This window comes from Pseudomonas sp. Eth.TT006 (genome assembly GCF_054456575.1).
Genome location: NZ_JBTJEN010000001.1, coordinates 399,026 through 422,040, shown reverse-complemented (window position 1 = coordinate 422,040; position 23,015 = coordinate 399,026). Strand labels below are relative to the sequence as shown.

The following is a 23,015-nucleotide window of genomic DNA, read 5'->3' as shown; positions in this document are numbered from 1 at the left end:
CAGCGTTTGATCGTGGCACGATGTCGGGGTTATCGACCGAGACCCCCTGATCATGCCGCAATCCAAAGCCAAGAATCTGTCCCTGATCGCCGCAATCGACTTGGGCTCCAACAGCTTTCACATGGTCGTGGCCAAGGCCCAGAACGGTGAGATCCGTATTCTGGAGCGCCTCGGAGAGAAGGTGCAGCTTGCCGCCGGCATCGACGATGAGCGCCATCTCAACGAAGAATCCATGCAGCGCGGGCTTGATTGCCTCAAGCGCTTCGCCCAACTGATCAACGGCATGCCGCTGGGCGCCGTGCGCATCGTTGGTACCAACGCCCTGCGCGAAGCACGCAACCGTCTGGAATTCATCCACCGCGCCGAAGAAATCCTCGGCCACCCGGTGGAAGTCATTTCCGGCCGTGAAGAAGCGCGCCTGATTTACCTGGGCGTCTCACACACCCTCGCCGACACTCCGGGCAAGCGTCTGGTGGCCGACATTGGCGGCGGCAGTACCGAATTCATCATTGGCCAGCGTTTTGAACCGCTGCTGCGCGAGAGCCTGCAAATGGGTTGCGTCAGCTTTACTCAGCGCTACTTCAAGGACGGCAAGATCACCCCGGCCCGCTACGCCCAGGCGTACACCGCGGCGCGGCTGGAGATCATGAGCATCGAACACGCCCTGCACCGCCTGACCTGGGATGAAGCCATCGGCTCCTCGGGGACCATCCGCGCCATCGGCCTGGCGCTGAAGGCCGGCGGGCATGGCAGCGGCGAAGTGAATGCCGAAGGTCTGGCCTGGCTCAAGCGTCGCCTGTTCAAGCTCGGTGATGTCGACAAGATCGATTTCGAAGGCATCAAGCCTGATCGCCGGACAATCTTCCCGGCGGGCCTTGCGATTCTCGAAGCGATCTTCGACGCCCTCGAACTGCAACGCATGGATCACTGCGACGGTGCGCTGCGTGAAGGCGTGCTCTACGACCTGCTCGGGCGCCATCATCACGAAGACGTGCGCGAACGCACCCTGACCTCGCTGATGGAGCGTTACCACGTCGATCTGGAACAGGCTGCGCGGGTCGAGCGCAAGGCGCTGCACGCGTTCGATCAGGTCGCGGCCGACTGGGAGCTGGATGACGGCATCTGGCGCGAGCTGCTGGGCTGGGCGGCGAAAGTCCACGAAGTCGGCCTCGACATCGCGCACTACCACTACCACAAGCACGGCGCCTACCTGATCGAACACTCGGACCTCGCCGGCTTTTCCCGCGAGGACCAGCAAATGCTCGCCCTGCTGGTGCGTGGCCACCGCCGCAACATCCCCAAGGACAAGTTTGCCGAGTTCGGTGACGACGGCGACAAGCTGATCCGCCTCTGCGTCCTGCTGCGTTTCGCAATCCTGTTCCACCATATCCGTGGCACCCAGGCGATGCCGCAGGTGAAACTGCATGCCAAGGGCAACACCCTGGATGTGGAATTCCCGGAAAACTGGCTGGATGAAAACCAGCTGACTCAGGCCGACTTTGGCCTTGAGGCCGAGTGGCTGACGCGAGTAGGCATCATCCTCACTGTCCACTGACAAGCCCTGTAGGAGCTGCCGAAGGCTGCGATCTTTTGATCTTGCTTTTGAGAAGATCAAGATCAAAAGATCGCAGCCTTCGGCAGCTCCTACAGGTTGGTCTATCAGGTACAAAAAAGGCGATCCTTTGGGATCGCCTTTTTTATTGGATTCGACTTAAGAGCGGAGGTGAAGCTTCCCCTCATCGGAACGCCGCCCGCCCAGCCCTCTCCCGAGGGAGAGGGAGCCGACTTGTAGGCTTTTCAAGGCCTGAGTTCGACTCGATATTTCAGGTCGATGCCTAGCGCAAAACACCTCGGTCAGTCCCCTCTCCCTCTGGGAGAGGGTTAGGGTGAGGGGCTTTTGACCTTCAAGGCCTCAGCTGCTCACCGGCAGAATCGGGCTGCCCAGTCGTTCCAGCAATGTCGCCTGCGCGCTGCGCGGGTTCTGGTTGCCGGTTGGCGTGTTGCGGATGTAACGGCCATCCGACTGCAGGCTCCAGCTGTGGGTGTTGTCGGTCAGGTACAGCTCCAGCTCCTTCTTGACCCGGGTCAGCAGCTTCTTGCCTTCCACCGGGAAGCAAGTCTCGACGCGCTTGTCGAGGTTGCGCTCCATCCAGTCGGCGCTGGAGAGGAACATCTGCTCTTCGCCACCGTTGAGGAAGTAGAACACTCGGGTGTGTTCGAGGAAGCGGCCAATGATCGAGCGCACGTGGATATTGTGCGAAACCCCGGCGATGCCCGGACGCAGGCAGCACATGCCACGCACCACCAGATCGATACGCACCCCGGACTGGCTGGCCTTGTACAGCGCGCGGATGATCTTCGGATCGGTCAGCGAGTTGAACTTGGCGATGATGTGCGCCGGTTTGCCGTCGAGGGCAAATTGCGTCTCGCGGGCGATCATGTCGAGCATGCCCTTCTTCAGGGTGAACGGTGCATGCAGCAGTTTCTTCATGCGCAGGGTTTTACCCATGCCGATCAACTGGCTGAACAGTTTGCCGACGTCTTCGCACAAGGCATCGTCGGAGGTCAGCAGGCTGTAGTCGGTGTACAGACGGGCGTTGCCGGCGTGGTAGTTGCCGGTGCCGAGGTGCGCGTAACGCACGATCTCGCCGGCCTCGCGACGCAGGATCAGCATCATCTTGGCGTGGGTCTTGAAGCCGACCACGCCGTAGATCACCACCGCACCCGCCGCCTGCAGACGACTGGCCAGTTGCAGGTTGGATTCTTCGTCGAAACGTGCACGCAGCTCGATGACCGCCGTCACTTCCTTGCCGTTACGGGCGGCGTCCACCAGCGCATCGACGATTTCCGAGTTGGCGCCGGAGCGGTACAGGGTCTGGCGCACGGCCAATACATGCGGGTCTTTCGCCGCCTGACGCAGCAGATCGACCACCGGGGTGAACGACTCGAACGGGTGCAGCAACAGAATGTCCTGCTTGCTGACCACGCTGAAAATGTTCTCGCTGTTCTGCAGCAGTTTCGGGATCTGCGGGGTGAACGGCGTGTATTGCAGCTCCGGATGGCTGTCCAGACCGGTGATACTGAACAGTCGGGTCAGGTTGACCGGACCGTTGACCTGATACAGCTCGGTCTCGCTCAGGTTGAACTGCTTGAGCAGGTAGTCCGAGAGGTGTTTCGGGCAGGTGTCGGCGACTTCCAGACGCACCGCATCGCCATAGCGTCGCGAGAACAGCTCACCACGCAGGGCGCGCGCCAGGTCTTCGACGTCTTCGGAGTCGAGCGCCAGGTCGGCGTTGCGGGTCAGACGGAACTGATAGCAGCCCTTGACCTTCATGCCCTGGAACAGGTCATCAGCGTGGGCGTGGATCATCGACGACAGGAACACATAGTTGTCGCCGGCGCCGCCGACTTCTTCCGGAACCTTGATGATCCGTGGCAGCAGGCGCGGTGCCGGGATGATCGCCAGACCGGAATCGCGACCGAAGGCGTCGACGCCTTCCAGTTCGACGATGAAGTTCAGGCTCTTGTTCACCAGCAACGGGAACGGGTGCGTCGGGTCGAGGCCGATCGGGGTGATGATCGGCGCGATCTCGTCGCGGAAATAACGGCGCACCCAGGTTTTGATCTTGGTCGTCCAGTGGCGACGACGGATGAAGCGCACCTGATGCTTTTCCAGCTCCGGCAGCAGGATTTCGTTGAGGATCGCGTACTGGCGGTCAACGTGACCGTGCACCAGCTCGCTGATCCGCGCCAGCGCCTGATGCGGTTGCAGACCGTCGGCACCGGCCTGCTCCCGGGCGAAGGTGATCTGCTTCTTCAGGCCGGCGACGCGGATTTCAAAGAATTCATCGAGGTTGCTGGAGAAGATCAGCAGGAACTTCAGGCGCTCCAGCAACGGATAGGACTCGTCCAGCGCCTGTTCCAGCACGCGGATATTGAACTGCAGTTGCGAAAGCTCGCGGTGGATGTACAGGCTGCTGTCATCCAGGCCCGGGATCGCAATCACCGGCGCCGCCGCAACGGCTTCGGTGACCGGCGCGGGTGGCGCAGGCTCGAGTTCCGGCGGGGTTTCGCTGATTTGCTCGACCACCGGGTGAGCTTCTTTTACTGCAACGTCAGTGAGTCCTTCGGTATTCATCGAATGTTCCTGGGAGGGCTATTTCGGCTCTCGTAACAATTGAGCGGCGCGTACAGCAAAGTAAGTCAGGATGCCATCAGCGCCGGCACGTTTAAAGGCGGTCAGTGATTCGACAATCACCGCCTCGCTCAACCAGCCATTCTGGATCGCCGCCATGTGCATGGCGTATTCGCCGCTGACCTGATAGACGAAGGTCGGCACTTTGAAGGCATCTTTTACCCGGAAAAGAATGTCCAGGTACGGCATGCCGGGTTTGACCATGACCATGTCCGCGCCTTCAGACAAGTCCGCGCCGACTTCGTGCAGCGCTTCGTCGCTGTTGGCCGGGTCCATCTGATAGGAGGCCTTGTTGGCCTTGCCCAGATTCGCCGCCGAACCCACCGCATCGCGGAACGGCCCGTAATAGGCGCTGGCGTACTTGGCCGAGTAGGCCATGATCCGCACGTAGACGTGGCCGGCAATCTCCAGCGCTTCACGGATCGCCTGAATCCGTCCGTCCATCATGTCCGACGGTGCCACCACCTGCGCGCCGGCTTCGGCGTGGGACAGGGCCTGCTTGACCAGGGCGTCGACGGTGATGTCGTTCTGCACGTAGCCGTCTTCGTCGAGAATGCCATCCTGGCCGTGGGTGGTGAACGGATCAAGCGCGACGTCAGTGATCACCCCCAGCTCCGGGAAGCGTTCGCGCAAGGCGCGAGTGGCGCGCTGGGCAATGCCCTGCGGGTTCCAGGCTTCGGCGGCATCCAGGGATTTCAATTCGACAGGGGTGACCGGGAACAGCGCCAGCGCCGGAATCCCCAGATCGACCCATTTCGCCGCTTCTTCCAGCAGCAGATCGATGGTCAGGCGTTCGACACCGGGCATCGACGCCACAGCTTCGCGGCGGTTTTCACCGTCGAGGACGAACACCGGCAGGATCAGGTCATCGACCGTCAGCACGTTTTCCCGCACCAGCCGACGCGAAAAATCGTCACGACGGTTACGGCGCAAACGAGTGGCTGGGAACAGACGGTTGGCAGGGGTAAAGCTCACGGCAGACTCCTGAGCCCGCGCAAACGGGCGAGCGTGACAGTTATAAGCGGCCATTATGACGAACGGATGACAGTTATGTGTGCCCTGTGGCACGTAGCCGCATTCCATTGTCGGTGTAGGAATTGTTCACGTCGAGACACATTTCGACACTTTCCTGAATGTGCCTGAAGGGTTAGGCTGCGCGTTCATTTCGCCAGCACCCAGACAATGCTCCAACAATTTCTGCATGACTTCGGCTACTTTGCCTTGTTCCTCGGCACGTTCTTCGAAGGCGAAACCATCCTGGTGCTCGCAGGCTTCCTCGCGTTCCGTGGATACATGGACATCAACCTGGTGGTGGTCGTGGCGTTCTTCGGCAGCTATGCCGGCGATCAGCTGTGGTACTTCCTGGGACGCAAGCACGGGCGCAAATTGCTCGCGCGCAAACCGCGCTGGCAACTGATGGGTGATCGCGCCCTGGAACACATCCGCAAGCACCCGGACATCTGGGTCCTGAGCTTCCGCTTCGTCTACGGCCTGCGCACGGTGATGCCGGTGGCGATCGGCCTGTCCGGTTACCCGCCGGGACGTTATTTGCTGCTCAACGGTATCGGCGCGGCGATCTGGGCCACCGCCCTGGCCGCCGCCGCCTACCACTTCGGCGCGGTGCTCGAAGGCATGCTCGGCAGCATCAAGAAATACGAGTTGTGGGTCCTCGGCGCGCTGCTGTTGCTGGGTCTCGGTCTGTGGCTGCGTCGCCGCTTCAAGAACGCGCGACTGGCCCGGCAGGTTTATGCCGACGAGCAAGCCGCAAAGGCTGCACGGTTGAATCAGGCCGAAGACAGCAACGCCGCCGGACCGAAGACGCCAGCCGAATAACCCGCTGGCGCTAGGCCTTTAGCCCGCCGTCACCGAGCGGGCTGGCCGACCTTTCAATCGAACCCCCTGTCCCGACTGCTCTGGCCAATTACGTTTCGCCAGCAGCGTAATCGCGCCAAATAATGAACACACCGCCATTGCCGCGATCCATGTAGAAAGCGTTCCCTGCAGGTGCAGCCGCCCCTCGATCCTATGGCACCACGCGACAAATTAGTGGACATTTAGCGCCATGAATCTGGAGAGAAACCCATGAGCAAAAAAGTTGCAGTGATCCTGTCCGGCAGCGGCGTGTACGACGGCGCCGAGATTCACGAGAGCGTCATCACCCTGCTGCGCCTGGATCAACGCGGCGCACAAGTCCAGTGCTTCGCCCCGAACATCGCGCAATTGCATGTGATCAATCACCTGACCGGGGAAGAAATGCCCGAAACGCGCAACGTCCTGGTGGAATCGGCGCGCATTGCTCGCGGCAACATCAAGGACATCCGCGAAGCCGACGTCGACGACTTCGACGCGCTGATCGTGCCCGGCGGTTTTGGCGCGGCGAAAAACCTCTCGAACTTCGCCGTCGAAGGCGCCGGCTGCAGCGTGCAGCCTGAAGTGCTGGCCTTGGCCGAAGCGTTCGCCGAAGCGGGCAAACCGGTCGGCCTGATGTGCATCTCGCCGGCGCTGGCGGCGAAGATCTATGGCCCGGGCGTGACCTGCACCATCGGCAACGATGCCGACACCGCCAGCGCCGTGAGCAAGATGGGCGCGACCCACGAAGAGTGCGCAGTGACCGAGATCATCGAGGACACGGCACGCAAACTGGTGACCACCCCGGCCTACATGCTGGCGCAGAACATCAGTGAGGCGGCGTCCGGGATCAATAAACTGGTGGATCGCGTGCTCGAACTGACCCACGAGAACGATGCCTGACGCGACCATGCTGAACGGCTTTTGTGGTGAGGGGATTTATCCCCGATGGCCAGCGCAGCAGGCCCAGCGCTTTCAGGTGAGGGGCTGCTGTGCAGCCCATCGGGGATAAATCCCCTCACTACAAATATTCGGTTGAATCAGGACTGGCGTGAAAGACGCGTCAGGATCCGGTCCAGCGCATTGGCAAACGCCTGTTTCTCGCGCTCGCCAAATGGCGCCGGGCCGCCGCTGATCTGGCCCTGCTCTCGCAGATCAGTGAACAGGTTGCGCACCGCCAGCCGCTCGCCCATGTTCTGCGCATCGAACTCCTTGCCGCGCGGATCGAGCGCTGCCACGCCTTTCTTCACCAGACGATCGGCCAGCGGGATATCGCTGCAGATAACCAGTTCACCGGGCACCGCGTGCTCGACCAGGTAGTCGTCCGCCGCATCCGGCCCGCTCGGCACCACGATCAGCTTGACGATCGCCAGCCCCGGCTTGCTCTGCGGCTGCCCCGCCACCAGCACCACCTCGAACCGGCGCTTGAGGGCGAACTTGACCACCAGATCCTTGGCGGCCCGGGGGCAGGCGTCGGCATCGATCCATACACGCATCATTTTTTCCTCTCTCAAAAGCATCGCGGGCAAGCCACGCTCCCACAAGGTTAACGCTAAACCTGTGGGAGCGTGGCTTGCCCGCGAATATGAGCGCAGCGAATGCTCTTAGGCGGTAACCCGCTTCTTCTCGACCATCCGGCTGCGCCCATACAACACGACAATCGCCCCAATCGCCACAGCCTGCGCCGTCAGCGAATAGGCATCGGCATGAATCCCCAGCCAGTCGAAGTCGAAGAACGCCACTGGCCGCGTGCCGAAGATCCCGGCTTCCTGCAGCGCCTTCACGCCGTGTCCGGCGAACACCACCGACAACGCGCAGAGCAGACCGGCGTTGATGCTGAAGAACAGCGCCAGCGGCAGCTTCGCCGAGCCGCGCAGGATCACCCAGGCCAGACCGATCAGCAGCACCAGCGCCGTGGCGCCACCGGCCAGCACCGCGTCGTGCCCGGCCGGACCTGCCTGCAGCCACAGGGTTTCGTAGAACAGAATCACTTCGAACAGCTCGCGGTATACCGAGAAGAACGCGAGGATCGCGAAGCCGAAACGCCCGCCACCGCCCACCAGACTCTGCTTGATGTAATCCTGCCAGGCTGCGGCGTGCCGGCGGTCGTGCATCCACACCCCGAGCCACAGCACCATCACGCTGGCAAACAGCGCCGTCGCGCCTTCGAGCAGTTCACGCTGCGAGCCGCTGACATCAATCACATACGCCGCCAGCGCCCAGGTGCCGAGACCGGCCAACAACGCCAAACCCCAACCGATGTTGACGCTGCGCACCGCCGACTGCTGGCCGGTGTTGCGCAGAAAGGCGAGGATCGCCGCCAGCACCAGAATGGCTTCAAGGCCTTCGCGCAGCAGAATCAGCAGCCCGGAAATAAAGCTCAGCGACCAGCTCAGGCCATCGCTGCCGAGCAGTTCGGCAGACGCTTTCAATTTGGCTTTGGCCGCGTCCAGACGTTGCTCGGCCTGCGCCACCGGCAGACCGTCCTGCAATGACTGACGGTAGGCCATCAGCGATTTTTCGGTGTCCTTGCGCACGTTGGCGTCGACGTTATCCAGCGAGCTTTCGACCAGTTCGAAGCCTTCCAGATACGCCGCCACCGACAGGTCGTAAGCCTGATCGTGATCACCGGCGCGATACGCCGCCAGGCTCTTGTCCAGCGTCGCCGCGGTGTAGTCCAGCAATTGCGCCGGGCCGCGCTTGACCTGCGGCGGTTGCGCGCGCTGCGCGCGGAAGGTCGCGGCGGCTGGCGCGCCTTCGGCGGCCTGCACTTCAGCCGGGGTCTGGCGCGCCAGATCGGCGATGTTGTAGGTCTTGTCGGACTTGGCCGCTGCCGGGTCGGCGCTGAAGCCGGCGATGTAGGTCGCCAGATCCCAGCGCTGACGGTCGTCCAGTTGATCGGCGAACGCCGGCATGTCGGTGCCCTCGACGCCCTGACCGAGGGTGCTGTAGATCGCATACAGGCTCAGGTGATCCATCCGCGCAGCATCGCGCAGGTTGGCAGGCGGTGGCGACATACCGAGACCCGCCGGACCGTCACCGGCACCGTTGGCGCCGTGGCACACCGAGCAGTTTTGCGCATAAAGCGGCGCGCCGCGGGTCGGATCCGGGGTGATGATCGGCGCCTGGCTGACTTCATATGCCACCGCCAGTTTCGCTCCCAGCTGCCGGGCCTGACGGGCGACGTCGGCGCCCTCCTGTTTCGCGCTGATGGCGTCGTGCAAAGCCGCGACGCCCTGCTCCAGCGCAGCCTTCTCAGATTTGGCCGGCAGACCGGCGATCAAGCCTTGCAGCACCTGGGTGAATTCCAGTTGCTCGCGGTACTCACCGTCGTCAACGACCTTGCCCGCCGCTACCGTCGGCGGATAGTCGGCGCTGATGTAATCGAGCAGGTGCAGCGCTTGCGGCGCGCCTTCCACGGTGTCCGCCAGCAGGTTGAAACTGCTCAAGGCGCACAACGGGAACAGCAGCCAGGCCAGGAATCGGGACGCGGCAGTCATGAATGAGTCTCAAATGGAAATGCGAAGTTACATATTGTTCACTCCCAACGGCTTTCACTCAAGCTCTGTCGACGAGCAACCCGTCAGCGCAAGGGCACCTCAGCCCGGGGTGGCGCCGCGCGAGTTCGCTATCCACGCAGTGGAAGCGGTCAAATGGCTGGTAAGCGGGCATAGAATCGGCTAATTCATGCTCCCCCGATGTGCGCAATCCCACCCTATAATGCGCCACCTCCAGCCCTTGCCGTTCAAGGATGAACCCGCCGCCATGCGTCACTACCTGCTCGTCTTGCTGCTCAGTGCGCTCGTGCAATTGAGTGGTTGCGCCGCCTACCGCAATTACGACCTGGAGATGCAGCAGACCAACGATCAATTGATGAGAGGCAATCTCGACGCTGCGCTGGCCCTGATCGAACAGCACAATCCGTGGGAGTCCAAGGATCTGCTCTACTACTTCGAGAAGGGCGCCGTCCTCAGCCTCGGCAACGCTTTGCCTGAAAGCCAGATGGCCTGGCGCAGTGCCGACCAGATGATTGTCCAGCGAGAAGAGGCAGTGCCTTCCGCCCCGATGAAATTGCTCAATCGCTTCGCCAGGGAAATGGGCATGATGCTGGTCAATGACAAACTGCAGCGTTACGACGGGTATGACTACGAGAAGGTCATGCTGACGACACAAATGGCGCTCAACCAGTTGGCGCTGAATGATTTCGCCGCAGCGCGCACTGACATCAAGAAAACCCATGAACGCGAGGCGCTGATCGCCCGCGAGCGCGAACGCCAATACCAGGAGCTCGAAGAGCAAGCCCAGGCTCAAGGCGCCCACCTGCAATACAAGGACTTGCAAGGTTACCCCGTGACCACGCTGGACTCGCCATCGGTCATTGAGCTGAAAAACGGTTATCAGAGTGCGTTCAGCCATTATCTTGCGGGCTTCACCTACGAAGCGTTGGGTGAGCGTGCGCTGGCGGCGCCGGGTTACCGGCAAGCCATTGAACTGCGTCCGGACCTGCCGTTTCTGGAGCAGGCATTGCGCAACCTCGACAAACCTGCGGCGAAGGCTGACGAAAGCGATGTGTTGATCGTGGTGCAAAGCGGTCTGGCGCCTGCTCGCGCTTCGGTCACCGTACCGATTCCGGTGCATGTGAATGAGAGCCTGGTCATCATTGCCCCCATGTCATTTCCGGTCATGATCGCGGACTCCGTCACCCCCGCGTTCAGCCACATCATGGTCGATGGCAGAAAACGCCCGCTGATCGCAATCAACAGTGTTACCGACATGGCGATGCGAACACTGCGCGACGACATGCCCGCAATCATTTCAGCCGCCATGTTTCGCGCCAACATGGCCGCAATCGGCCAGGCTCAGAAAAACCAGTACGAACCCGCCAAAGCCTCACTCGTGGTCACGGAAAAGCACCTGTTCGAAGAGTCCGACACCCGAACCTGGCGCACCCTGCCCGACAGAACCCTGGTGGCACGATTGCGCCTGAAAAAGGGTGATCACATCCTCAAGGTGCCCAACGCCACGCTCACAGCGCCGCTCACCGTGCGCATCGATCATGATCACCAGGTCATCAACCTGCGCGCCTTTGGTGGTCTGGCGATGATTGTCGGCAGTGCATACGTCCCGCCGACAGCCGCCGTGTCGGACTCGAAACCCGTCACGCCGGCAAACTGACAAGTACGTACCCTGCCGGAAAATATTCAGGTCGTGCGTAGGCGCTTGAACAAAGGCGCGGACCACGGCAGTCTGCGAGCGCCGGCGCGACCCACCTCACTCGCCGCAAACAGCCTCAAGAACGGAGTCTTTGCATGCGTTTCAAACTCATCGCCGTCGTCGCCGTCGCTCTGGCCAGTGGCTGCGCCTCCACGCCTGCGCCAACACCGGAGCCAGGCAGCGCTGCGAGCAAGGTAGCGGCCATGGGGCCGCAGCAATACATCGCGGTCGGGGCCATGCGCGTGGCTCGCGAGAACGGCTTCATGACCGTCGGTGTGCAGTTGAGCAACACCCTCAACAGCAACAAGACGTTCTATTACCGTTTCGCCTGGCTGGGCCCGGAAGGTCTTCCGGTCGCCGAGGAAGAGGTCTGGAAAAGCCAATTGATGTACGGCGCCCAGACGAGCTTCCTCCAGGGCATCGCCCCGACCCCGAAAGCCGTGGATTTTCGCCTGGAACTCAAGACGCCTTAATTCCGCCACCCCATTTCAGTTTCAGAGAGCATTCCCATGTTTGCACGCCTTTCCCTGATTGCGGTCCTCGCCGTGCTGGCCTCCGGTTGCGCCGACACCTCGCCGACACTGGGCAGTCAGAACATCCGCTACGGTGACCCCAAAGCGGTTGAAACAGTGACCAACGAATTCGGCTCGACCGACCTGCAAATGATCGCCGAGTCGATGACCCGCTCCCTGGCGCAGTCCGGCGTTCTGCAGGGCCGCCCGGTGGTGCAGGTCTATGACGTGATGAACAAGACCAGCGAGTACATCGATACCCGCGAAATCACCACCAGCATCAAGACCCAACTGATGAAGTCCGGCACCGCCCGCTTCGCCAGCGACAACACCGCAATGCAGAGTCAGATCGACCACCTCAAGCTGCAAAACCAGAGCGGCCTGTACAAGAAGAGCACCGTGGCCAAGACTGGCAACATGATCGCTGCCAAATACCGCCTCGAGGGCTCGATCAGTTCGATCGTCAAGCGCAGCAGCGATTACAAGGACGTCTTCTACAAATTCAGCCTGCAACTGATCGACGTTGAAAGCGGTCTGGCCGAGTGGATGGACGAAAAAGAGATTCGCAAAACCACGGAGCGATAATCAATGCGCACATGGATCGGCATGATCGCCCTGGCTTGCGCGCTCAGCGTGCAAGCGGCCCCGAAAGTCGCGGTAACGGACCTGGCCTATCAGGAACGTGTGGAACAGTACATCCACACCGTTTCGGCGCAGGAACATTATCGCGAGGATTATTACAGCCCCAGCGGTGCTTCGAATTACAACGAGCTGGAAGCGACCACCAGCTACATCCAGCAGACTGAACTGCGCAAGTTCACCGGCGACATCAAAGGTGAAATCCTCCGCACCGGCCGGTTTCAGCTGGTGCAAGGCAGGCCGCACACCGCGTCATCCACAGGTGACGTCTACGACGTGATCAAGCGCATCAAGGCCGGCAATTTCAAGGGGGCGGACTACGTATTGTTCGGCAGCGTGTCCGACATCGACTTCACCCAGGACATGAATGAACTGGCGCACACCGACAGCTATTCGGCGGTGCTGAGCCTGACGCTGGTGGCGGATTTCAGCCTGATCAACACCAAAACCTACGAGATCGTCTCGGCCTTCACGGCGACGGGTGAAGCACAGGACACCAAACTGGTGAACGGCCGCGACATCAGGGTCTCGCTGAACCGCCCTCGGGTGGTGCGTGAGGTGTCGAAAGCGCTGGGTGAAGACGTGGCCGGGCAATTGAGCATGCAGCTCGGCGGCAGTGATTACGAGCAGCCACGTGAGGCGCCGCAGCGCAACAATTTGCCGCGCGATACTGCGCCGGTGATTTTGCACTAGTCGTCTGGATGAATAGTCCTGTGGTGAGGGGATTCATCCCCGACGGGCTGCGAAGCGGCCCCACTCTTGAGCAAAATAAGATTGGGACTGCTGCGCAGTCCATCGGGGATAAATCCCCTCACTACAACTGTGTTCACTGGACTAATCAGCGGGCACAAAAAAGGCGACCTCTTGAGGTCGCCTTTTTCCTGCCTGCGAGGTTTACACCACCGCTTTGCGCAACGTTGCCATAAACGCCGCCGCACCGATGAACAGCCCGGCAAACGTGCGGTTCATGCGTTTCTGCTGCTTCGGCGTGCGCAACAGGCGCAGCACCTTCGATGCCAACCCGGTGTAGCCGGCCATGACGATCAGGTCAACACAGATCATGGTCACGCCGATCACCAGATACTGCACCAGCAGCGGCTGATTCGGATTGATGAACTGCGGCAGCACCGCCAGCATGAACACCAGCGCCTTGGGGTTGCTGATGTTCACCAGAAAACCGCGGAACACCAGGGCCAGCGGTTTGCCGATCGGTCGTACTGCCGCGTCGTCGCTCATGTCCATGGGCAGCGCACGCCATTGCTTGATCGCCAGGTAGACCAGATAGGCCACGCCAAACCATTTGATCGCATAGAACGCCGTAGCCGAAGCAGTGAGGATCGCGCCCACGCCGGCGCCGACAATCGCAATCTGTACCGCCAGGCCGACTTGCAGGCCGAGGGCGTTCCAGTAGCCGCGCCAGAAACCGTATTGCAGACCGCTGGACATCGACGCAATGGCGCCGGCGCCCGGGGACAGACTGATCACCCAGCAGGCGGCGAAAAACGCCAGCCATGTTTGTAGCTCCATCGCACACCTCGACTCAGACTTGTGACTAGACGTCAAAGCTAATGCTGTTTGGGGTTAAAAGCAAAAGATCGCAGCCTGCGGCAGCTCCTACAGGGTAAACATCAATCCCGTGTAGGAGCTGCCGCAGGCTGCGATCTTTTGATCCTGCTTTAAAAAGCTACTTCTCAAACCCGCTGGAAGGAAACACATCCGTCCCGCGCCAGCGCCGCACCGAGCGCTGGAAAAACAGGCTGTTCGGCACCTGCACCATGGCGCTGCCAGTCCCAAGTTCTTCCGCTTCGATCAATGTGGTGTAAAGCAGATTGATCGCCACCACACGGCCTTTAACGCCAGGCTTGTCGGTGGTGTCCACCAATTCGACCACATCGCCCAGACGGAACGGGCCGACGGTAAAGATCAGGATCGCGCAAAGCAGGTTCGACAGCACACTCCACATGGCGAAGAACGCCACCGCCGCCACCGCGACGAACCCCGACAGCGCAGTCCACAACACCGTGGCCGACACGCCGAGGCGTTCCAGCACAAAGATCAGCGCGCTGCCCATGATCAGCCAGCGCAGTCCGCCACGCAGCGGCATCAGCAACTGCGGCGGGAACGGATAGCGCTCGCCCAGGCGAGTCAGGCCTTTGGCGACAAAACGCTGGGCCAGATAACCGGCCAGCAGGATCAGCAGAATCTGCATACCGAGCCAGATCGGCTCGACCCACATCGCCGGCAACGGCAGCTTGAACGCCTCCATCAGGACAGCGCCTCCAGCTCCGCCTGCATGCTTTCCAGGGTTTCGAGCGCTTCCATCCACGCTTCTTCCAGCTCGGCTTCGCGCACTTTCAGTTTGGCCTGTTCGGCCAGCAGATCGCGCAGCTCGTTCTTGCGCGCCGGCTCGTAGATGTCGCTGTCCGCGAGGCTGGCATCGACTTTGGCGAGCTTCTCGTGGAGCTTGCCCAGCTCGGCTTCGAGCTTGTCGGCTTCACGCTTGTGCGGCGCCAGTTGCTGACGTAACGCCGCAGCAGCCTGACGCTGGGCCTTCTTGTCGGTCTTGTCCGGGTTGACCGGCGTGTTGCTGACCGGGGCATTGCGCTGGCGATACTCCACCAGCCAGCGCGCGTAGTCTTCGAGGTCGCCATCGAACTCTTCGACCTTGCCGTCAGCGACCAGATAGAAGTTGTCGGTGGTGCTCTTGAGCAAATGCCGATCGTGAGACACCACCAATACCGCGCCGCTGAATTCCTGCAGCGCCATGGTCAGCGCCAGACGCATTTCCAGGTCAAGGTGGTTGGTCGGTTCATCGAGCAGCAACAGGTTCGGTCGTTCCCAGGCGATCAACGCCAGGGCCAGGCGGGCTTTTTCACCACCGGAGAAATTCAGCACCGGCTCATCGATGCGCGCGCCACGGAAGTCGAAACCGCCGAGGAAGTCGCGCAGGGTCTGCTCACGCTCGGTCGGCGCCAGACGCTGCAGATGCAGCAATGGGCTGGCCTTGGCGTCCAGCGAATCGAGCTGATGCTGGGCGAAGTAACCGACCACGGTGTTCTCGCCACGGGTCAGGCGCCCGGCCAGCGGCTCAAGTTCACCGGCGAGGTTTTTGATCAGGGTCGATTTACCCGCGCCGTTCGGCCCAAGCAGACCGATGCGCGCGCCCGGAGTCAGTTGCAGCTTGACCTTCTCAAGGATGGTTTTCTCGCCGTAACCCAGGCGCGCGTCGGACAGGTCGATCAGCGGGCTGGAGATCTTGGTCGACTCGCGAAAAACGAAATCGAACGGCGAATCGACGTGCGCCGCCGACAGCTCTTCCATGCGTTCCAGGGCCTTGATCCGGCTCTGTGCCTGACGAGCCTTGGTCGCCTGGGCCTTGAAGCGGGCGATGTAGCTTTCCATGTGCGCACGCTGCGCCTGCTGCTTCTCGTAGGCCTGCTGTTGCTGGGCCAGACGCTCGGCACGCGCACGTTCGAACGCGGTATAGCCGCCACGGTACAGGGTCAGCTTGCGCTGATCGACGTGGGCCACGTGATCGACCACTTCATCAAGGAAGTCGCGGTCGTGGGAAATCAGCAGCAGGGTGCCCGGGTAGCTTTTCAGCCAATCTTCGAGCCAGATGATCGCGTCCAGGTCCAGGTGGTTGGTCGGTTCGTCGAGCAGCAACAGGTCCGACGGACACATCAGGGCCTGCGCCAGGTTCAGACGCATCCGCCAGCCACCGGAGAAGTCACCGACCTGACGGTCCATCTGCTCGTTGGTGAAACCGAGACCGGCCAGCAACTTGCGCGCCCGCGCATCGGCGGTATAGCCGTCGGCGCTGTCGAGTTCGGCATGCAGACGCGCCAGCGCCGTACCATCGTGGGCGGCTTCGGCGGCGGCGAGGTCACGCTGCACTTCGCGCAGACGCAGGTCGCCATCGAGCACGTATTCGACCGCCAGGCGTTCGAGGGTGTCGACCTCCTGGCGCATGTGCGCGATGCGCCAGTCGGCCGGCAGCAGGCAGTCGCCCGAGTCCGGGTGCAACTCGCCGCGCAACAAGGCAAACAGGCTGGATTTGCCGGCGCCGTTGGCACCGATAAGGCCGGCTTTGTGGCCGGCGTGCAGGGTCAGCTCGGCGTCTTCTAGCAGACGTTGCGGGCCACGCTGTAAAGTCAGGTTCTGAAGTCGGATCATAATGGCGGCGGAGTCTACCAGCTTCGCTCACAACTGGCGCGAGTAGCACGATGTCCTCTGACCTGTGGAGCTTTTCCCTTGCCACCTACGCCCGACCGGGTGTGGAACACGCCTGTCTGCAACTGCAAACAACCGGGGCAAATGTCTGCCTGTTGCTGTGCGGTCTGTGGCTGGAGCAACGTGGCGTGGCTTGTGATGAACAGCGTGTAGCGCAGCTGAAAACGCTGGTGGGACCGTGGGATACCGAAGTGGTGCAACCACTGCGCGCGTTACGTACTCAATGGAAAACCCTGGCCGAAGAAGATCCGGTGCTCAAGCGTCTGCGCGAACAGATGAAAGCGCTGGAGCTGGAAGCCGAACGGCATTTGCTGTGGCAACTGGAGCAGGTTGCTCAGGACTGGCCGATGCAGGACGCTGCAGCGTCGAGGAATTGGCTGGAACATCTGGCGGGTACGGCCGCCAGCCCGAACCGCGACGCGCTGCAGATGCTGCGCGTCGCGGCAACCGGCACTTAGGAAGCGCTGGTCGGGTTGCTGCTGACGCTCGACGATGCAGCGGCTGGCGTTGGCGCAGTCGTGGTAGTCGCGGGGGTAGCGGCGGAGGCAGGTGCGGCGGCCGGCACTGGAGTGGCTGGCTTGGCGGCAGGTGCGGCGGTTGCTGGTTTGGTGGCAGCAGGTTTGGCAGCGGCCGGTTTTTTCGCAGCCGGTTTGGCGGCCGGTTTTGCTGCAGGTTTGGCGGCTACTGGCTTGGCAGCAGGCTTGGCGGCAGCGGTTGCCGGTTTGGCAGCAGCGGCTGGCTTGGCGGCCGGTTTTGCGCTGGCTTTAGCGGCTGGCTTCGCTGCCGGTTTGGCCGTGGTTTTGGTGGCTGGTTTTGCCGCAACCGTTTTCGCCGCAGGCTTGGTTGCCGGTTTGGCCGCAGCGGTTTTGGCTGCAGGCTTGGTTGTCGGTTTTGCAGCAGCAGTTTTGGCCGCTGGTTTTACCGCTACTTTCGCTGCAGGTTTGGCGGCAGCGGTTTTGGCTGGAGCTGCTTTGCTTGCAGCAGGTTTGGCAGCTGGCTTGGCGGCCGATTTGGCAACAGCCGGTTTGGCGGCGACAGTACGAGCGGCTGGTTTTGCAGTGCTCGCTGCAGCAGGTTTTTTCGCTGCGGTTTTCGTCGCAGGTTTGGCTGCTGCTTTGGCTGGCGCCTTGGCGGCTGGCTTGGCTGCCGGTTTGGCGGCAGCGGTTTTCACCGGTGCTTTTGCCGCAGCAGGTTTGGCTGGCGCTTTTTTCGCAGGCGCTGCTGCAGGTGTGGCTGCACGGGAGGACAGCGCCTTGCTGGCGGCCTCTTGTACACGACCGACACCCTGGGCCAGTTTCAGGCTTTCCTGGGCATCGCGCTTGAGCTGCAGAATGTAGCCGCGAGTATCGGACTGGCGATCTTTCAGCGCATCGAGCAGGTCTTCAAGTTCTTTGATTGCAGCCTTGGCCTTGTTCTGTGCCTTGGCTTTGCCGGCAGTGGCGGCGTCCTGCAGCCTGGTGCGCGACTTGTGCAGTTTTTCCTGCGCCTTGCCGCGTTGCTTCTCCAGTTTGGCGAGCAGTTTTTCAGCATCAGCCATGGCTTGAGAGCAAGCATTTTCCAGATGCTCGAGCAGGCTGCCCGAGAGTTGTTGGAGTAAGTGCAACGGAGTATTTACAGGCTTCTTGGTGGCCGACATGGTTTACCTCCTGGCTGACGTGAGTGCGGCTCATACTAGACCTCTGCAGTTACCGCCGCTAGGTCATCTTGACAGTAACGAAACCGTTGCGTTGCAGCGAAGCGAAAATGTTCTGCACAAAGGCAAAAGCAGTTCACCGTTGCAGACGTCTGCACTGGCATAATCGCCCGCATCTCAGGCTGGAGAGTGCCCATGTCGCGCTACCTTTTATTATCCCTCTGCATGATTTTTTCCACCGCCTACGCCGACGAAAAAGCCACCGCGAACGACGCTCACGATCTGGCCTACAGCCTCGGCGCCAGCCTCGGTGAACGGCTGCGCCAGGAAGTGCCGCAATTGCAGATCCAGGCTTTGATTGAAGGCTTGCAGCAGGCTTATCAAGGCAAGCCCCTGGCACTGAGCGAAGCGCGGATCGAGCAGATCCTCGCTGATCATGAATCGCAAATTGCCGAACACTCCTCGCAGCCTTCGACTGAGGCCGCGATGGAAAACGAACAACGCTTTCTCACCGCCGAAAAAGCCAAGCCGGGCGTGAAGCAACTGGCCGACGGCATTCTGCTGACCGAGCTGACCCCTGGCACCGGCGCCAAGGCCGGCCCGGATGGCAAAGTCCAAGTGTTGTATGTCGGTCGTTTGCCGGATGGCACGGTGTTCGATCAGAACACTCAGCCGCAATGGTTCAGCCTCGACAGCGTGATTGCCGGCTGGCGTACCGCGCTGCAGAACATGCCGGTGGGTGCCAAGTGGCGACTGGTGATTCCCTCGGATCAAGCGTATGGCGCCGACGGTGCAGGTGATCTGATTGCGCCATTTACGCCGCTGGTGTTCGAGGTCGAATTGCGCGGCGCGACGAGTTGATCAAGCCCGACTCGCAGGCATAAAAAAACGCGGTGCCCTTTCGGCGCACCGCGTTTTTTGTTTATGCGAAAAATCAATCAGGCCTGAACCGGATCTTCCTGCTTGTGCGCCGTGTGCAGCACTTCAATCAGGCAGTCCTCCAGTTCGAAGCGCTCGTGCAACAGGCCGCCCAGCTCCTTGAACTTCTCCGCGACGCATTTGCCCTCGTCGCACAGATCGTTGAACGCCAGCAGCTTTTCGGTGATGACGTCGATCCGCGGATAAATCGTCTCGGCGAGTTCCAGACCACGCTTGTCGTTGAACGCCTTGGCTTCGCCGGTCAGCTGTTCATAGATTTCGAAGTGCCCGGCCGAGACGTAATCGACCAGCACGCCGCAGAATTCCTGCAAGGGCTTGCGACTCTCGGAGAGCGACTCAGGCTGCGCACCGAGCTTGTCGTAGGCGCCGATCAGTTCTTCACGCTCCTGCAACCAGCGGTCGATCAGCAGATGAACTCCACCCCAGCGTTCCTGAGCATTCTGACAACTTTCGAGCATGGTGATCTCTCTTCCCTTGTGGGTCATGCTGCTCTACACCCGCGCCCCTCTTCTGGCTTTGATCGCTTGGAGGCCGACCGGGCAGAGCGTCATCGAGCAACATAAATCCAATGACACGTGCGGGCCAGATTATGCCCGCACGCCTATGGCTTCAAGGTACGCAGGAGATAATGTTCATACAAGTGTTTAATCCCTGACCAGCGTACGGTGCGACGCTTCGCCGCTGAGCGGTCGTTGCAGAGCGCTCCAGACCAGCCGCAGCAATTGATACATCGCCAGGATCGACATCGCCACAAAGAACAGCAGACTCCACTCCGGAATACTCAGATCGAACAGCGTCCAGGAAATTTCCGCGCAATCGGCACTGCCTTTAAACAGCCGCAGCGTGGCACATAACCACGGCAAATGACTGAACAGTGCTTCGGAGTCGGGCGCACAATGCGTCATCTGCATCAGCGGATCGCTCTGCAACAACACCTGCCGCCAGGCCGCGGTTGTCCCGCTCAGACTGATGCACAGCGCGCTCATCCAATAGAGCGACAGACCCACCCGGCGCGGTCCATGGACTGCCGCCAAACCACAACAGACCATCAGCAGCGTCATGAAGAAGCGTTGCGCCAGGCACAGACTGCAAGGCGTCAGCCCGACCGCGTACTCAAGATAATAAGAAGCTCCCAGGGCCAGCGCCGCTGCAGTGAAAGCCGTGAAAAACAAGGAGCGTGAACAGGCCAGCGACATGGCTTTTCCGTAACAGTAGAGACAGGCAGTTACGGTAGAGGAAAGCTTGTCAGCCTTTCAAGGCAGGTCCCCGCGGACAGTTCATCAGAAGTGTAGGGAAAACCCGACTGGCACGAGAGGAATAGGTGCAGCTCCCTGTAGGACTTTGCCCACAAGGCCCACCAGAGGTCATTTTCTGTGTGTTAAACGTTAACGAGGGAGCGGCCTCCCTCGTGATTTCAGGCGTGGACCGGCACCGGCAGGGGCGCGGCCAAGAGACGTTCATCGAGCAATCCAAGACCTTCCTGGAACAACTGATTGCTGCGCTCGGTGTCACCCAATTGGGCGAGCAAACGTGCCAGCTCAGCACAGGCTTCCGGATTGCGCTGCAGGCGCAGGCTGCTCTCCAGATAATCTCGCGCCTTGCCCCACAGACTGGTTTGCAGGCACAGACGCCCCAGGGTCAGCAGCAGGCTTGGATCGGCCGGATGCTCCTTGAGCCAGCCTTCGGCGGTCTGTAACTGACGGGCCGGATCGCTGCCGCGCACCAGGCCATACAGGCGCGCCAAGTGGCTGTCGTACTTGCGCTTGAGGGCGTTACGCAACACCTCTTCGGCCTCGACCTGAGCGCCGAGCTGACGCAGTTGCTCGGCATAGGCCAGCACCAGCGCCGGTTCCTGGCGTTGCGCGGCAGTCAGTTGCTCCCAGGCGCGCTTTAGCGACTGCTGACCGACTTTGCCGTCCTCGTCGCGGTGTGCGGCCAGCGACAGGTTGTTGCCCCAGGCACGACGCTCAAGCTCGGCCAGCTCCGAGGCTGGCAAAGCCTTGTCCTTGCGCAATTCCGGCAACAGGCGAATCACCGCCGACCAATCACCACGCTGCTGATGCAGACGCTGCAACTGACGCAAGGTCTGCACGTTATGCGGATGCCGCTCGTGCATCGCCTGCAGCGTCACCAGCGCACCGTCGGTGTCGCCACGATCGGTCTGCAGCTGCGCGTGACTCAAGGCAATCGCCAGTTCGGCCTGGGGCTGGCGCTCGAGAGCACGTTCGAGCAACTGATCACATTCTTCATACTTGCCTTGTTCGTTGGCTGCACGGGCAGCCCCGAGGTAATACAGCAGCGGCTGACGCTCGGCTTCGGCGGCGCGAGCAAGATGCCGCTGTGCGCTGGCCCACCGCCCCTCGGCCAGATCCAGTTGACCGTGCTCGATGGCCACCTGCACCCGACGGCTGCGGTTACGTCGCGACCACGGATTGACCACGCCTGTGGAAGTCATAACCAGCTCCACCAGCGCCTTGATCCCCCAGATCAGCAGCCACAACACCGCGATCAGCCCCAGCGTGGCCCACAGGCTCGCCTCGTAGCGGAAGCTCTTGTAGGCAATCAGCACGTAGCCGGAGTGTTCGGCAATCGCCAGACCCAATGCCGCCGTCGCGGCAATCACCAGAAACACGATCACGTACAGGCGTTTCATGGCGTGGTCTCCTGCGCAGTGCTGGCGGCAGGTTTGGCGAACGGTTTGACCGATTCTTCAGCGTTGACGTTACGGCGTTCCAGATAAGCCTGCACCGCACTCAGCGTGCCGGTCAGGTCTGGAGTCTTGACCGTGACCGGTTGCTGGCTCAGCTCGGCAACCTGCTCGAGCATGACTTTGCTCTGCGGATTGTCCGGATTGAAATTGCCCTTGAGCACGTCACGCGCCTCGGTCAACGCCTGGGTGTAAACCGGCGCCTGACCATTGAGCGCGGCCCATTGTGCCTGCTCCAGCGCCAGGCTCAGGGCCAGACGCACCTGGCTCAGGCTCTGCCCGGCCAGCAGCGGCTTCACATTCTTGTCGGCGTTGAAATCGATGCGGATGTAGCGGGAAATCTGCTCCCACCACTGCGCCCAGCGGCTGGCGCCATCGCCATCGGCAGTAAGACCCAGCAGCGATTCGCCACGATCCTTGTATTCCGGCGCCAGTTCGGTCAGCTCGATGACCTGATCGCGCAGCGCACCAATGCGCAGGAACAGCCCGGTGCGATCCGGTTGTTCGGTGCTGCGCAGGGCGACCAGGGTTTTCGCCACTTGCTCGCGGGCGGCGAACGAGCCCGGGTCATTCTGTTCACGAAGGATCTCATCGGCGCCCTGCACCAGCGCCTGAGCACTGCTGATGTCCTGCAAGGCGGACAGACGCAGGCTGGCCAGACGCAGCAGATGCTCGGCCTCGGCCAGACGCCAATCCTTGCGGCTGGCGCCGAGGACGGTTTCCAGGCGTTGATTGAGGCGTTGCTGATCGCCCTGCAGTTGCGTCACCAGCCGCTGACGCTCAGCGAGTTCTTCGGCACCCGGCAACTGCGCGAGGCGCTCGGTCAGGCGTTGTTCATTGAGCTTGAGGCTCTGCGCCTGATCGTTCAGCGCCTGCACCTGATCCGACTGTTGTGCGGTGTTGCTCTGCAGGTGACGCACCTGCCAGACACCCCAACCGCCAATCGCCACGCCGGCAGCGCCGAGCAACAGGGCGACAATGGCCAGGCCGTTGCCCCGGCGCGGCTCGTTGGCCGGCGGTGGAGTTTCAACCTGCGCATCGATCACAGGCTGGACATCATCTTTAGGCAAGGCTGTTTCGCTCACGTATCCATCC

Annotated in this window: 21 protein-coding genes; 9 read left to right on the top strand and 12 right to left on the bottom strand. The window is 61.4% G+C overall.

Annotated features, from left to right (window positions below; genetic code table 11):
• The first annotated feature begins 52 nt into the window (after positions 1-52).
• A complete protein-coding gene (gene ppx, locus ACXR0M_RS01960) occupies positions 53-1,555 on the top strand; it encodes an exopolyphosphatase (RefSeq protein WP_458829424.1) in 1,503 nt (500 codons plus the stop codon).
• 357 nt (positions 1,556-1,912) lie between these two features.
• On the opposite strand, the gene ppk1 is transcribed toward ppx, so the two are convergent.
• Positions 1,913-4,138, bottom strand: a complete 2,226-nt coding sequence (gene ppk1 / locus ACXR0M_RS01955; protein WP_458829422.1) for a polyphosphate kinase 1 — start codon at positions 4,136-4,138, stop codon at positions 1,913-1,915.
• Between the two features lie 18 nt (positions 4,139-4,156).
• On the bottom strand, positions 4,157-5,170 hold the full coding sequence (gene hemB / locus ACXR0M_RS01950) for a porphobilinogen synthase (protein ID WP_458829420.1): 1,014 nt from the start codon (positions 5,168-5,170) through the stop codon (positions 4,157-4,159).
• Between the two features lie 207 nt (positions 5,171-5,377).
• On the opposite strand from hemB, the gene ACXR0M_RS01945 reads away from it, so the two are divergent.
• Entirely contained in the window at positions 5,378-6,028 is a 651-nt protein-coding gene (locus ACXR0M_RS01945) for a DedA family protein (RefSeq protein WP_458829418.1), read from the top strand.
• A 249-nt stretch (positions 6,029-6,277) separates the two neighbouring features.
• Positions 6,278-6,946: an isoprenoid biosynthesis glyoxalase ElbB gene (elbB, locus tag ACXR0M_RS01940; RefSeq protein ID WP_458829416.1), complete on the top strand. Its 669-nt coding sequence runs from the start codon at positions 6,278-6,280 to the stop codon at positions 6,944-6,946.
• A gap of 137 nt (positions 6,947-7,083) precedes the next feature.
• Here elbB and ACXR0M_RS01935 read toward each other — a convergent pair whose 3' ends face one another.
• Both ACXR0M_RS01935 and ACXR0M_RS01930 read right to left on the bottom strand, forming a co-directional pair.
• Positions 7,084-7,539, bottom strand: a complete 456-nt coding sequence (locus tag ACXR0M_RS01935; RefSeq protein ID WP_458829414.1) for a YaiI/YqxD family protein — start codon at positions 7,537-7,539, stop codon at positions 7,084-7,086.
• Between the two features lie 108 nt (positions 7,540-7,647).
• Positions 7,648-9,543 (bottom strand): FTR1 family protein, encoded by a 1,896-nt coding sequence (locus ACXR0M_RS01930; RefSeq protein ID WP_458829412.1) that lies wholly within the window; start codon positions 9,541-9,543, stop codon positions 7,648-7,650.
• Positions 9,544-9,808: 265 nt separating this feature from the next.
• Here ACXR0M_RS01930 and ACXR0M_RS01925 point away from each other — a divergent pair, with 265 nt between their 5' ends.
• The 4 genes from ACXR0M_RS01925 to ACXR0M_RS01910 all read left to right on the top strand — a co-directional run bounded on the left by ACXR0M_RS01925 (position 9,809) and on the right by ACXR0M_RS01910 (position 13,101).
• On the top strand, positions 9,809-11,218 hold the full coding sequence (locus ACXR0M_RS01925) for a COG3014 family protein (RefSeq protein ID WP_458829410.1): 1,410 nt from the start codon (positions 9,809-9,811) through the stop codon (positions 11,216-11,218).
• Positions 11,219-11,352: 134 nt separating this feature from the next.
• A complete protein-coding gene (locus ACXR0M_RS01920) occupies positions 11,353-11,730 on the top strand; it encodes a YcfL family protein (RefSeq protein WP_458829408.1) in 378 nt (125 codons plus the stop codon).
• Between the two features lie 36 nt (positions 11,731-11,766).
• Positions 11,767-12,354, top strand: coding sequence for a penicillin-binding protein activator LpoB (gene lpoB / locus ACXR0M_RS01915; RefSeq protein WP_458829406.1), 588 nt, complete (start codon positions 11,767-11,769; stop codon positions 12,352-12,354).
• A 3-nt stretch (positions 12,355-12,357) separates the two neighbouring features.
• Positions 12,358-13,101 (top strand): penicillin-binding protein activator LpoB, encoded by a 744-nt coding sequence (locus ACXR0M_RS01910; protein ID WP_458829404.1) that lies wholly within the window; start codon positions 12,358-12,360, stop codon positions 13,099-13,101.
• A 201-nt stretch (positions 13,102-13,302) separates the two neighbouring features.
• Here the strand turns inward: ACXR0M_RS01910 and rhtB are convergent, their stop codons facing one another.
• The 3 genes from rhtB to ACXR0M_RS01895 form a co-directional block, all read right to left on the bottom strand.
• A complete protein-coding gene (gene rhtB / locus ACXR0M_RS01905; protein WP_458829402.1) occupies positions 13,303-13,935 on the bottom strand; it encodes a homoserine/homoserine lactone efflux protein in 633 nt (210 codons plus the stop codon).
• Positions 13,936-14,092: 157 nt separating this feature from the next.
• Positions 14,093-14,674, bottom strand: a complete 582-nt coding sequence (locus ACXR0M_RS01900; RefSeq protein ID WP_458829400.1) for a mechanosensitive ion channel domain-containing protein — start codon at positions 14,672-14,674, stop codon at positions 14,093-14,095.
• Positions 14,674-16,584 (bottom strand): ATP-binding cassette domain-containing protein, encoded by a 1,911-nt coding sequence (locus ACXR0M_RS01895; protein ID WP_458829398.1) that lies wholly within the window; start codon positions 16,582-16,584, stop codon positions 14,674-14,676. Before ACXR0M_RS01895 ends, ACXR0M_RS01900 begins: the two co-directional genes overlap by 1 nt.
• Positions 16,585-16,634: 50 nt before the next feature.
• On the opposite strand from ACXR0M_RS01895, the gene ACXR0M_RS01890 reads away from it, so the two are divergent.
• Positions 16,635-17,099: a TIGR02444 family protein gene (locus tag ACXR0M_RS01890; protein WP_458829396.1), complete on the top strand. Its 465-nt coding sequence runs from the start codon at positions 16,635-16,637 to the stop codon at positions 17,097-17,099.
• Here ACXR0M_RS01890 and ACXR0M_RS01885 read toward each other — a convergent pair.
• Complete coding sequence (locus tag ACXR0M_RS01885) at positions 17,096-18,277, bottom strand: AlgP family protein (protein ID WP_458829394.1); 1,182 nt, start codon at positions 18,275-18,277, stop codon at positions 17,096-17,098. The two genes, ACXR0M_RS01890 and ACXR0M_RS01885, sit on opposite strands and share 4 nt — an antisense overlap.
• A 192-nt stretch (positions 18,278-18,469) precedes the next feature.
• Between ACXR0M_RS01885 and ACXR0M_RS01880 the strand changes: the two genes are divergently transcribed.
• Positions 18,470-19,135: an FKBP-type peptidyl-prolyl cis-trans isomerase gene (locus ACXR0M_RS01880; RefSeq protein ID WP_458829392.1), complete on the top strand. Its 666-nt coding sequence runs from the start codon at positions 18,470-18,472 to the stop codon at positions 19,133-19,135.
• 77 nt (positions 19,136-19,212) lie between these two features.
• On the opposite strand, the gene rsd is transcribed toward ACXR0M_RS01880, so the two are convergent.
• The 4 genes from rsd to ACXR0M_RS01860 all read right to left on the bottom strand — a co-directional run bounded on the left by rsd (position 19,213) and on the right by ACXR0M_RS01860 (position 23,005).
• Positions 19,213-19,671 (bottom strand): sigma D regulator, encoded by a 459-nt coding sequence (gene rsd / locus ACXR0M_RS01875; protein WP_458829390.1) that lies wholly within the window; start codon positions 19,669-19,671, stop codon positions 19,213-19,215.
• 186 nt (positions 19,672-19,857) lie between these two features.
• Entirely contained in the window at positions 19,858-20,409 is a 552-nt protein-coding gene (locus ACXR0M_RS01870; RefSeq protein ID WP_458829388.1) for a disulfide bond formation protein B, read from the bottom strand.
• A gap of 218 nt (positions 20,410-20,627) precedes the next feature.
• Entirely contained in the window at positions 20,628-21,866 is a 1,239-nt protein-coding gene (locus ACXR0M_RS01865; protein WP_458829386.1) for a heme biosynthesis HemY N-terminal domain-containing protein, read from the bottom strand.
• The gene (locus tag ACXR0M_RS01860) at positions 21,863-23,005 is read right to left on the bottom strand and encodes a uroporphyrinogen-III C-methyltransferase (protein WP_458829384.1); all 1,143 of its coding nucleotides are present in this window, start codon (positions 23,003-23,005) and stop codon (positions 21,863-21,865) included. The genes ACXR0M_RS01865 and ACXR0M_RS01860 overlap by 4 nt, the downstream gene beginning before the upstream one ends.
• Positions 23,006-23,015: the final 10 nt, after the last annotated feature.